7 protein-coding genes are annotated in these 11,290 nt (G+C 72.0%); 5 read left to right on the top strand and 2 right to left on the bottom strand.

Features of this window, described 5'->3' with window-relative positions:
- Nucleotides 1-37 precede the first annotated feature (37 nt).
- Nucleotides 38-2,842, top strand: coding sequence for a TIGR03960 family B12-binding radical SAM protein (locus I5071_RS09530; RefSeq protein ID WP_236605101.1), 2,805 nt, complete (start codon nucleotides 38-40; stop codon nucleotides 2,840-2,842).
- Nucleotides 2,843-2,849: 7 nt separating this feature from the next.
- Nucleotides 2,850-3,344 carry an endonuclease V gene (locus I5071_RS09525; RefSeq protein WP_236605100.1) on the top strand — a complete coding sequence of 165 codons (495 nt, stop codon included), beginning with the start codon at nucleotides 2,850-2,852 and terminating at the stop codon, nucleotides 3,342-3,344.
- Nucleotides 3,345-3,350: 6 nt separating this feature from the next.
- Here I5071_RS09525 and I5071_RS09520 read toward each other — a convergent pair whose 3' ends face one another.
- On the bottom strand, nucleotides 3,351-3,944 hold the full coding sequence (locus tag I5071_RS09520) for a hypothetical protein (protein WP_236605099.1): 594 nt from the start codon (nucleotides 3,942-3,944) through the stop codon (nucleotides 3,351-3,353).
- Between the two features lie 50 nt (nucleotides 3,945-3,994).
- Nucleotides 3,995-5,020: a M28 family metallopeptidase gene (locus I5071_RS09515; RefSeq protein ID WP_236605098.1), complete on the bottom strand. Its 1,026-nt coding sequence runs from the start codon at nucleotides 5,018-5,020 to the stop codon at nucleotides 3,995-3,997.
- Nucleotides 5,021-5,186: 166 nt separating this feature from the next.
- Here I5071_RS09515 and I5071_RS09510 point away from each other — a divergent pair, with 166 nt between their 5' ends.
- From I5071_RS09510 to I5071_RS09500, 3 genes are all read left to right on the top strand, one after another.
- Nucleotides 5,187-5,963, top strand: a complete 777-nt coding sequence (locus tag I5071_RS09510) for an Fpg/Nei family DNA glycosylase (RefSeq protein WP_236605097.1) — start codon at nucleotides 5,187-5,189, stop codon at nucleotides 5,961-5,963.
- Complete coding sequence (locus I5071_RS09505; protein ID WP_236605096.1) at nucleotides 5,960-10,576, top strand: DEAD/DEAH box helicase; 4,617 nt, start codon at nucleotides 5,960-5,962, stop codon at nucleotides 10,574-10,576. Before I5071_RS09510 ends, I5071_RS09505 begins: the two co-directional genes overlap by 4 nt.
- A gap of 80 nt (nucleotides 10,577-10,656) precedes the next feature.
- Nucleotides 10,657-11,253: a hypothetical protein gene (locus I5071_RS09500; protein WP_236605095.1), complete on the top strand. Its 597-nt coding sequence runs from the start codon at nucleotides 10,657-10,659 to the stop codon at nucleotides 11,251-11,253.
- Nucleotides 11,254-11,290: the final 37 nt, after the last annotated feature.

Genomic DNA, 11,290 nt, shown 5'->3' with positions numbered 1-11,290 from the left:
TCCCCGCGAGCATCCCTACGCTTCCTTCCTCGACCGCGTGCAGAAGCCGTCGCGCTACGTCGGCGGAGAGCACGGCGAGGTGCGCAAGGACTGGAGCGCGGTCAGCGCACGCCTCTGTCTCGCGTTCCCCGACGTCTACGACATCGGGATGAGCCACCTCGGCTTCAAGATCCTCTACGGGATCGTGAACGAGCACCCGAAGCTGCTCGCCGAGCGTTGCTACGCGCCGTGGAGCGACATGGAAGCGGAGCTGCGCGCGCACGGTCAGCCGCTGCGCTCGCTCGAGAGCGCGCGCCCGCTGCGCGACTTCGACGTCGTGGGCTTCTCGCTCCAGTTCGAGCTCACGTTCACCAACATCCTCTTGATGCTCGAGCTCGGCGGGATCCCGCTGCGCGCAGCGGATCGTGGCGAGGACGATCCGCTCGTGATCGTCGGCGGCCCGGTCGCGACGCACTGCGAGCCGCTCGCGCCCTTCGTCGACGTCGCGGTGATCGGCGACGGCGAGGAGAAGACGCCCGAGATCATGCTCACGTGGACCGCGCTCAAGGCGGCGGGCGTGCCCCGGCGCGAGCGCCTGCGCGAGCTGGTGCGCGTGAGCACGAAGACGGGAGGCGGGCTCTACGTGCCCGCGCTCTACGACACCGAGATCGAGCCCGAGACCGGCGTGCGCGTGGTCTCGAGGCCGAGCGATCCCACGCTGCCCTTCCCCGTGAAGCGCGCGATGGTCGCGAACCTGAACGACTATCCGTTCCCCTCGGGCGGTCCGGTGAGCGCGACCGAGAGCGTGTTCGATCGCGTGTCGGTCGAGATCGCGCGCGGCTGCACCGAGGGCTGTCGCTTCTGCCAGGCGGGCATGATCTACCGCCCGGTGCGCGAGCGCGATCCCGAGTCGATCCTCGACACCATCACGCGCGCGGTGAAGGACGGTGGCTACGACGAAGCGTCGCTCACGTCGCTGTCGACCGCGGACTACAGCGCGATCCATCCGCTGGTCAAAGCGGTGATGAAGAAGTTCGAGGCGGAGAAGGTCGCGCTCTCCGTCTCGTCGCTGCGCGCGTACGGCCTCGACGAGGACCTCCTCGACGAGATCAAGAAGGTGCGCGCCACCGGCCTCACGTTCGCGCCCGAAGCGGGCTCGCAGCGCATGCGCGACGTGGTGAACAAGAACATCACGGAAGAGCAGCTGATGACGACCGCCGAGCGCGTCTTCGCGCGTGGTTGGTCGAAGATGAAGCTCTACTTCATGATCGGTCTGCCGACCGAAGAAGAAGAGGACGTGCGCGGCATCGTGCAGACCGGTGCACGCGCGCGCGACGTCGGTCGCAAGCTGCAGCGCGGACGCGGCCCCGACGTGACGGTCTCGGTATCGATCCACGTCCCGAAGCCGCACACGCCGTTCCAGTGGTGCGCCATGGACGCGAAGGACCTCGTCGAGGTGAAGCAGGCCTGGCTTCGCGAGGAAGCGCGCGCGAGCGGCGTGAAGCTCAAGACGCACGACTCCGAGGGCAGCTGGCTCGAGGGCGTCATCGCGCGCGGCGATCGCACGCTCGGCGACGTGATCGAGAGCGCGTATCGCAACGGCGCGCGCTTCGACTCGTGGGAGGAGCGCCTCGATCTCGGCGCGTGGCAGCGCGCGTTCGAGCAGCACGGGGTCGAGCCCGCGCGCTTCCTCGGGACCATCCCGGTGACCGCGCGCCTGCCCTGGGATCACCTCGACGTCGGGCTCGAGGACGGCTTCCTGCTGCGCGAGTACCGCAAGGCGCTCTCGAACCGACTGAGCCCCCCCTGCGGCAAGGTCGCGGGCGCGTTCGTGCACCACACGAACCTCGTCGACGCGCACGCCGATCGGAAGCGCCTCGTCTGTTACGACTGCGGCGTCGCGTGCGACCTCGGGCAGATGCGCGAGGAGCGCCTCGTCTTCCTGCGCAAGCTCGGCGCGGAGGAGCGTCCCGCGCCGCGCGAGGCGCGCGACCCCAACGCGCCGAAGGTGCTGCCGAAGCACATGCGCCCGCCGCCGAAGCAGGTGCAGGGCGCGCCGGTTCGCGTGCGCCTCGCGTATCGCAAGGTCGGGCTCGCGGCCTACCGCGGGCACCTCGATCTGGTGCGCGTGCTGCCGCGCATCCTGCGCCGCGTGCAGATGCCGCTCTGGTACACCGAGGGCTTCCATCCGCGGCCCGACATGGTGTTCGGCCCGGCGCTCTCGCTCGGCATCGCGAGCCTCGCGGAGTACGTCGATCTCAAGCTCGACGGCGACGTCGCGTACTCGCTCGACGGGCTCGTCGAGCGGCTCAACGCGGTGAGCGAGGCGGGCCTCGAGTTCCTCGCGGTGCGCGCGCTCGGCGGGCAGGACGCGGGCATCAACAAGGTGCTCGACGAGGCCGAGTACGTCGCGGCGATCCCGCATGCGTGGCTCGCGGAGCGCGGCTTCGCGGACCTCGACGCGCTGCGCGCGAAGGTCGATGCGGCGCGCGCGGGCTCGCTGGTGGTGCGACGGATCATCGAGGGCATCGGCAAGGACGTCGACGTCGCGAAGTACCTCGTGGAGATCGAGATCGGCGCGGGCGCGGAGGCGCTCGAAGCGGCGGGCCTCGGCGGCGCGTTGGTCCCGCTGCGGATGCGCATCGCGGTGACGGGCCAGGGCACCGCGAAGGCGAGCGAGGTGATCGAGGCGGTCCTCGGCGACAAGGACGTGCCGCATCGCCTCGTGCGCGTCGGGCTCTTCGCGATCCGCGAGGGGCGACGCGTGGATCCGACGGAGCTCGACGCGCTGCGCGTGAAGCGCACGATCCAGACGCATGACGTGGCGAGCGAGGTCGTGGAAGCTGGCAGCGACGCCGAGTGAGCGCCCCGTGATCGCGTGTGTCGACGTCGACTATCGCGATCACGAGGCGTTCGCGGCGTGCGTGGTCGCGGACGAGTGGACGTCGGCGACCGCGCGCGAGGAGCACGTGGTGCGCATCGACGAGGTCGCGCCGTACGAGCCCGGCAGGTTCTATCTGCGCGAGCTGCCGTGCCTGCGCGCGGTGCTCGCGCGCGTGACCGTGTCGATCGAGGTGGTGATCGTCGACGGGCAGGTGTGGCTCGACGAGGATCGCCCAGGGCTCGGCGCGCGCTTGTACGAGGCGCTCGGCGCGACGATCCCGGTGGTCGGCGTCGCCAAGACGGAGTACCGCGGCGCGACGCGCGTGATCGAGGTGTGCCGCGGCGAGAGCAAGAGCCCCCTCTACGTGAGCGCGATCGGCATGGACGCGAGCGACGCCGCGGCGAAGGTGCGCGCGATGCACGGCCCCTATCGCATGCCGACGTTGCTCGCGCGCGTGGACCGCGTCGCCCGCGACGCGTGAGGACCGCTACTCGAAGCAGTCGCAGTGGTCGTAGCAGGAGTCGCGATGGCTCTCCTCGCGCGCCCGCTCGTCGAGCTCGCCGTCGTCCGAGACGTGGACCAAGTGGCGGAAGTAGCGATCCTCGTGCTCGAACGGGCCGACGTCGTACACGCACTCGACATCGCCGATCACGACCACTTCCCACCCACCTTCGATGCGGCGACCACCGGTGCGCGAGCCCTCGCCACAGCCGGGCAGCGAGTAGCCCGACAGCGTCGTGACGATCAGGGCCTCGTCGAGGCTGTCGATCGTCCCGAGGAGCTCACGCATCGTCGGGGTCGTCACCTCGTCGCCGACACGAACGACGATCTGCGCGCTCCAGAGCGCCTCCGAGATCGCTTCCTCGCACGCCGTGGGATCGGTCGCGCCGTCACAGCGCGGGCCCGATCCCAGCACGCCTTCCTCGTCGTCCACGATCGCGACGAAGTCGGCGCCGAGCGACGCCCGGACGGTCTCGGTCGGGTTCCAATCCCCGTCGACACACGCCGGTGACTCGAGCTCGTCTGCCGATGGGAATGGAGAGCACGCCGTGGCGAGCACCGAGATCCGAAGAGAAGTCATCTCGCAGCGTAGCGCGCGCGCGATCGCGCGCCCGCGACGTCGTCGCTCGATCATGCGAGCGACGACTCGATCGCGGCGACGAGCTGCTCGAGCTCCCCGCGCGCGTCGAGCGGGAGCGCTCCATCACGTCGCACGCGAGCGCGGAGCGAGCGCGCCATCTGCGCGCCCATCGCCGCGACGTCGGACACGCTGGCCAGCGGCGTGAGCAGATCGCCGATCGAGTCGAGCGTCGACACGTCGTCGCGCCGATCGCGGAACACGAAGGGCGCTTCGTGTCGTGCGCACTGCGCGCGCACGAAGCGCTCGATCCACGCTGCGGTGGCCTGCATCCGGGCGAAGTCGAGGTGCTTCGGAAGATCCTCGGGCGTGTGGTAGTGGCGGGACCGACCGCCCGTGAGCAGCACGAAGGGACGCTCGCGCTCCCAGAACGCCGCGTAGTCGCTGAGCCGCGGGATGATCTCGGCGTCGGCGGGCCGGATGATCACGCCGGGCTCGCTGCGCGCGAGCTCGTGCACGTGCGTGAGCGTGCCCTCGCTGCGCTCCGCGCCGAGCAGGAACATCGTGCGACGCACCTCGCTCGGCAGGTGCACCTCGCCGAGCGCGTGCCCGACGAGCTCGAGGCAGACCATCATGTCGATGCGATCGAGCGGCACCGTCGGATGCCGCGCGAAGTGCTCCGAGCCCATCGCCGCCGTGAGGAAGTACGGCGGCTCTTCGGCATCGAACGCGGCGATGATCACGCCGCGGCCCATCGGGCGATCCGCCGCGAGCCGGCGCGCGACGTCGGCCAGGATCGCGACCGACGCCGCATTGTCGTCCGCGCCACGGAAGACGTGGTGCCCGACCGTGCCGAGATGGTCGTAGTGCGCGGCGACCATCACGTAGCGATCGATCTCGCCGGGGATCGTCGCGAGCACGTTCGCGCCGCGCGCCTTCGGCACGGCCTGTTCGAACGGATCGAGCCCCGCTCCGCGCAGCGCCTCGATCACCACGCCGCGCGCGATGCGCCCACCCTCGGTCCCGGCCGCGCGTCCCGCGCAGCGATCGGAGCACAGCTCGTCCACGAGATCGCGCATCGACGCAGCATGCCTCACTCAAACGTGGCGCGGATCCTCGTGATCTCGAGGCACGCCACGCGGTCACACGCGAACGCGGCGCGGCATTCCTGACAGCGCACCGTCGAGAGTGGCGTCTCGCCCCGCTTGAAACCCGGCGCTCCGAGCCCCACACGTCGTAGTCCTCGTGCCCGAAGGCGACACCCTCCACCGCACCGCGCTGCGCCTGCGCCCGCTCCTCGCGGGGCGCCTCGTGCGCGCGCTCGATCTGCCGCGCCGCGCCGAGCGCGTCACGTCGGTCGTCGGCAAGCGCGTGGAGTCGGTCGAGGCGCGCGGGAAGAACCTGCTGATCACGTTCGAGGGCGGGCTCGTGCTCCACACGCACATGAAGATGAACGGCGTGTGGCGCGGCTATGGGCCGGGTGAGCGCGTGCCCGGCGCCTCCGGCAACGTCGTCGTCGTGCTCGAGGTCGACGGCGCGATCGCGATGTGCTGGAGCGCGCCGATCGTGCGGCTCATCCGCGCGAGCGACGTCGATCGTGATCCCCACCTCGCCGGGCTCGGTCCCGATCCCATCGCGGCGAGCTTCGATCCCGACGAGGCGCTGCGCCGGCTCCGCGCGATCGATCACGCGCCGCTCGGTGTCGCGCTGATGGATCAGCGCGCGATCGCCGGCATCGGCAACGTGTGGAAGAGCGAGCTGCTCTTCGAGCATCGGCTCGATCCGTTCGCGCCGGTCGCGCGCTTCACGGACGACGAGCTGCGCGCGCTGCTCGCCACCGCCGAGCGCCGCATGCGCGGTGGGTTCGCGCGCGGCACGCGCCCTCAGCGAGTCTATGGGCGTCAGGGCCAGCCCTGCCCGCGCTGCGCGCACGCGATCACGATGGAGCGCCAGGGCGACATGCGTCGCTCGACGTACTGGTGCGCACGCTGTCAGCCTTCGCGCGTCGAGGCCCGCGCTTGAGCAAGAAGAAGGGCACCGATGCGCTCGCTGCGTTCCACCCGGCGACGCGCGCGTGGTTCGAGGCGTCGTTCGCCGCGCCGACCGACGCGCAGCGCGCGGGCTGGAGCGCGATCACGCGCGGCGAGTCGACGCTGCTGCTCGCGCCCACCGGCTCGGGCAAGACGCTCGCCGCGTTCCTCTTCGCGATCGATCGCGCGACGTTCGCCGAGGAGCCGCCGCCGAAGCAGCGCTGCCGCGTGCTCTACGTCTCGCCGCTGAAGGCGCTGGCGGTCGACGTCGAGCGCAACCTCCGCGCGCCGCTCGCAGGCATCACCGCCACCGCAGAGCGGCTCGGCATCCCGTACCGCCGGCTCGAGGTCGGCGTGCGCTCGGGCGACACGCCCGCCGACGAGCGCGCACGCCTCGCGCGGCGTCCGCCCGACGTGCTGATCACCACGCCGGAGTCGCTCTACCTCCTGCTCACGTCGAACGCGCGCGAGACCCTCACCTCGATCGAGACCGTGATCGTCGACGAGATCCACGCGATCGCAGGCACCAAGCGGGGCGCGCACCTCGCGCTCACGCTCGAGCGCCTCGAGGACGTGCGCGCGCGCGCCGGTCAGACCAAGCCGCTCCAGCGCATCGGGCTCTCCGCGACCCAGCGCCCGCTCGACGAGATCGCGCGCTTCCTCGGCGGCGGCGAGCTCGACGACGAGGGCACGTGGAGCGCGCGTCCGGTGCGCATCGTCGACGCGAGCGCGAAGAAGGATCTCGCGCTCACGATCGAGGTCCCGGTCGACGACATGAGCCGTCTCGGGAGCGCGAACGATCGCGGCCCGCTCGAGGGTGGCCCAAAGGCGCCCGAAGGACGCTCGATCTGGCCGAGCATCCACCCGCGCCTCGTCGAGCTGATCCGCGCGCATCGCTCGACGATGATCTTCGTGAACTCGCGTCGCCTCGCCGAGCGTCTCGCGGCGGCGCTCAACGACGTGGCAGGCGACGAGATCGCGCTCGCGCACCACGGCTCGGTCGCGCGCGAGCAGCGGCAGCAGATCGAAGAGCGGCTCAAGTCGGGCGCCCTGCCCTGCATCGTCGCGACCTCGTCGCTCGAGCTCGGCCTCGATCTCGGCGCGGTCGATCTGGTGATCCAGATCGAGACACCGCCCACCGTCTCCGCGGGCCTGCAGCGCATCGGGCGCGCGTCGCACCACGTCGGCGGCACCAGCGAGGGCGTGGTGTTCCCGAAGCACCGCGCCGATCTGCTCGCGTCCGCGGCCGCGGTGCGCCTCATGCGACGTGGCGAGGTCGAGCCCACCGCGTATCCGCGCTCGCCGCTCGACGTGCTCGCGCAGCAGCTCGTCGCGATCGTCGCGAGCGACGAGATCCACGAGGCCGCGCTCTTCACGATGGTGCGCCGCGCCGCGCCGTTCGCGGAGCTGCCGCGCGGACACTTCGAAGGCGTGCTCGACATGCTCGCCGGCCGCTATCCCAGCGACGAATTCGCCGAGCTGCGCCCGCGCATCGTGTGGGATCGCGTGACCGGTCAGATCCGCGCGCGACAGGGCGCGAAGCGGCTCGCGGTGGTGAACGCGGGAGTGATCCCGGATCGCGGCCTCTACGGCGTGTTCCTCGCGGGCAGCGGCGAAGGGAAGACGTCGCGGCGCGTCGGAGAGCTCGACGAGGAGATGGTGTTCGAGGCGCGCGAGGGCGAGGTGTTCCTGCTCGGCGCGACCTCGTGGCGCATCGTCGAGATCACGCACGACCGCGTGATGGTCGAGCCCGCGCCCGGCGAGCCCGGGAAGATGCCGTTCTGGCGCGGCGAGTCGCTCGGGCGGAGCGCCGCGCTGGGCACCGCGATCGGCGCGCTCACCCGCACCCTCGCGCGCGCCAAGGAGGACGACGGCATTGCGAAGCTGATGGCCGAGCACGATCTCGAGGAGCGCGCCGCGCGCAACCTCGTGCGCTTCGTGCACGACCAGGCGAAGGCAACTGGTGAGGTGCCCTCGGATCGTACGCTGCTCGTCGAGCGCTTCGTCGACGAGGTCGGCGATCACCGCGTGTGCTTGATGTCGCCCTTCGGCGCGCGCGTGCACGCGCCGCTCGCGACGTGCTTGATCGAGCGATGTCGCGCCGAGCTCGGCATCGACACCGAGGCGGTGTGGTCCGACGACGGCATCGTGCTGCGCTTCCCCGAGAGCGACGCGCCGCCGACGATCGATCAGCTGCTGCCCACCGCCGACGAGGTCGAGGATCTCCTGGTGCGCACGCTCGGCAGCACCGCGCTCTTTTCCTCTCGCTTCCGCGAGTGCGCAGCGCGCGCGCTGCTGCTCCCGCGACGTCATCCGGGCAAGCGCTCGCCGCTCTGGGCGCAGCGTCGTCGTGCCGCCGATCTGCTGCAGGTCGCGTCGCGCTACGGCTCGTTCCCGATCCTCCTCGAGACGTACCGCGAGTGCCTGCGCGACGTCTTCGATCTGCCCGGGGTGATCGAGATGCTCCGCGCGATCGCCGATCGCCGCGTGCACGTCGTGACGGTCGACACCGCGCAGCCGTCGCCGTTCGCCTCGTCGCTGCTGTTCTCCTACGTCGCGAACTTCATGTACGAGGGCGACGCGCCGCTCGCGGAGCGACGCGCGCAGGCGCTCACCGTCGACGCCGCACAGCTCCGCGAATTGCTCGGCGGCGTCGAGCTCCGCGAGCTGCTCGATCCCGATGCGATCACCGCGCTCGAGCACCAGCTGCAGCGTCTCGATCGCCGCTACGCGATCACCGGCGCCGATGGGGCGCACGATCTGCTGCTGCTCCTCGGCGATCTCGATCGCGACGAGCTCGCGATGCGCGTGCACGGCCCCGAGGACGACGAGGCGAGCGCGCGTGCTCGCAGCGAGACGCTGATCGCCGAGCTGCTGCGCGAGCGCCGCGCGATCGAGGTGACGATCGGCGGTCGCGCGCGCCTCGCTGCGATCGAGGACGCGGGACGCCTGCGCGACGCGCTCGGTGTGCCGCCGCCGCCCGGAACGCCGGCCGCGTTCCTCGAGCCGGTCGGTGACCCGCTCGGCGATTTCGTCTCGCGCTGGGCGCGCACCCACGGGCCCTTCCGCGCCGCCGATCTCGCCGCGCGATGGGGCCTCGGGATCGCGCCGGTGCGCGCCGCGGTCGAACGCCTGATCGCGCGCGGTCGTGTGATCGAAGGCGAGCTCGTGCCCGGCGCGCGCGGCCTCGATCTCTGCGATGCCGAGGTCCTGCGCTCGGTGAAGCGCCGCTCCCTCGCGCGCCTTCGCGCCGAGATCGAGCCGGTCGAGCCCGCCGCGTACACGCGCTTCCTGCTCGAGTGGAACGGCATCGCGCCCGCGTCGGGCGGCGGTCCGCGGCGCGGCGTCGACGCGCTCTTCCGCGCGATCGAGCAGCTCGAGGGCGCGCCCGTCCCCGCCGACGTGCTCGAGCGCGAGATCCTCCCCGCACGCGTCGATGGATACCGACAGGGCGATCTCGATCAGCTCTGCGCGTCGGGTGAGGTCGTGTGGCGCGGCGTCGAGCCGCTCGCGCCCGGCGTGGGGCGCGTCGCGATCTACTTCGCGAGCTCGTACCCGCTGCTCGCTCCTCCGCCGGCGCCCGCAGAAGGCACGCTCGCCGCGAAGGTGCGCGACGTGCTCTCGCGCCGCGGTGCGCTCTTCTTCGCCGAGATCGCGCGCGAGGTGGGCGGGTTCCCGCAGGACGCGCTGAGCGCGCTCTGGGATCTCGTGTGGGCCGGCGAGGTGACGAACGACACCCTCGCGCCGCTGCGCTCGCTCGGCGCGGCGAGCACGTCGAGCAAGCGCGATCGCCGTCGACCTTCGCGCTTCCAGGCCGCGCGCCGCGTGGGCCCGCCGGGGAGCGAAGGACGTTGGTCGTTGCTGCCGACGACCGCCGGACCGAGCGAGACCGAGCGACGCGCCGCGCTCGCGCGCACGCTGCTCGAGCGACACGGCGTGGTCACGCGCGAGGGCGTTCAGCGCGAAGGTGTGCTCGGCGGGTTCGGCGCGGTGTATCCGGTGCTGCGCACGATGGAAGAGGCGGGACGCGTGCGGCGCGGGTTCTTCGTCGCGGGGCTCGGCGCTGCGCAGTTCGCGCTCCCGGGCGCCGACGATCGACTGCGCGCGCACCGCGATCCCACCGAGCCGGCGCGCACGTTCGTGATCGCCGCGACCGATCCCGCGCAGCCCTACGGCGCAGCGCTCGCCTGGCCCGAGACCCGCGCGACCGCCCGACCGCAGCGCGCGAGCGGCGCGCAGGTCGTGCTGCGCGAGGGACGACCGATCGCATGGCTCGGCCGCACCGAGCGCAGCTTGATCACGTTCCTGCCCGAGGCCGAGCCCGATCGCGGCCACGCGATCCGCGCGATCGCGCGCGCGCTCGCCGAGCTCGTCGAGAGCGGACGCCGGAAGGCGATCCTGATCGCGAGCGTCGACGGCGAGCCCACGCACGGCTCGCCGATCGTGGGCGCGCTGCGCGACGAGGGCTTCACCCACGGCCTGCACGGCTACCTCAAGCGCAGCGCGATGCCGGTGATGCCGTCGCGCGTCGTGCCGATGCCGGTCGAGCCGTTCGCGACGGCGGACGTCGACGAGAGCGACGACACCGATCTCGACGACGACTGAGGACACCGGGTCTCGCTCGCACGCGCGTGCTACGGTCCGCCCGTTCGATGGGGGACCGACTCGATCGCTTCCGTAGCCGCGTGCGCGACGCTGCCGCCAGCGCGCGCGAGGCCCTCGGCAACACGCCCTTCGCGCGCGCCCGCGACGTGCTGCGCGAGCTCCGCGATCGACGCGCGCGCATCCCCGAGCGACAGCTCGCGCGCGCCGTGCTGCGCGCAGGCACCGTGAGCGCCGCGAGCGTGCGCACCCGCGACGGCCGCATCGAGATCACCGCGGAGCTCGAGTCGGGCCGCGCCATCGCCGCCGCGTTGATCCCCGAGAGCGCGCGCTTCGCACCGCGCGGCGCGAAGGAGATCGTGTTCGCGGTCGATCCGCCCGAGGCCGCGAGCGACGCGAAGCTGCGCGACGTCGCGGGCATGATCGCGGCGCTCGTCGCGCGCGCGGTGTGGGGCCCGTTCCTTCCGCCGACCGAAGGCGGCATCGATGCGGGCGCGATGGTCGATCGCGAAGGCGAGAAGCTCCGCGTCGATCTGCGCACCTGCCCCGCCGTGCGCGCGGCATCGCAGAGCGCGCCCGCCGCCGCGTTGGTCATGGACGCCCTCGTCATCGAGCGCTTCGACGTCGACGAGCAGGGCCTCTCGGTGCGCCTCGGCCTGCCGAAGATGCCCGTCGGCTGAAAACACCCCGTGACTCTTGTCGCACAATCGTGACCAA

It is taken from the genome of Sandaracinus amylolyticus, assembly GCF_021631985.1.
Classification (GTDB): domain Bacteria; phylum Myxococcota_A; class Polyangia; order Polyangiales; family Sandaracinaceae; genus Sandaracinus; species Sandaracinus amylolyticus_A.
This window is presented reverse-complemented; position numbering and strand designations above follow the sequence as displayed.

What these genes read in the sequence shown, in the direction of transcription:
- I5071_RS09520 (WP_236605099.1), bottom strand. Translation starts at nt 3,944, where the DNA reads ATGACTTCTCTTCGGATCTCGGTGCTCGCCACGGCGTGCTCTCCATTC.
- I5071_RS09515 (WP_236605098.1), bottom strand. Translation starts at nt 5,020, where the DNA reads ATGCGCGATCTCGTGGACGAGCTGTGCTCCGATCGCTGCGCGGGACGC.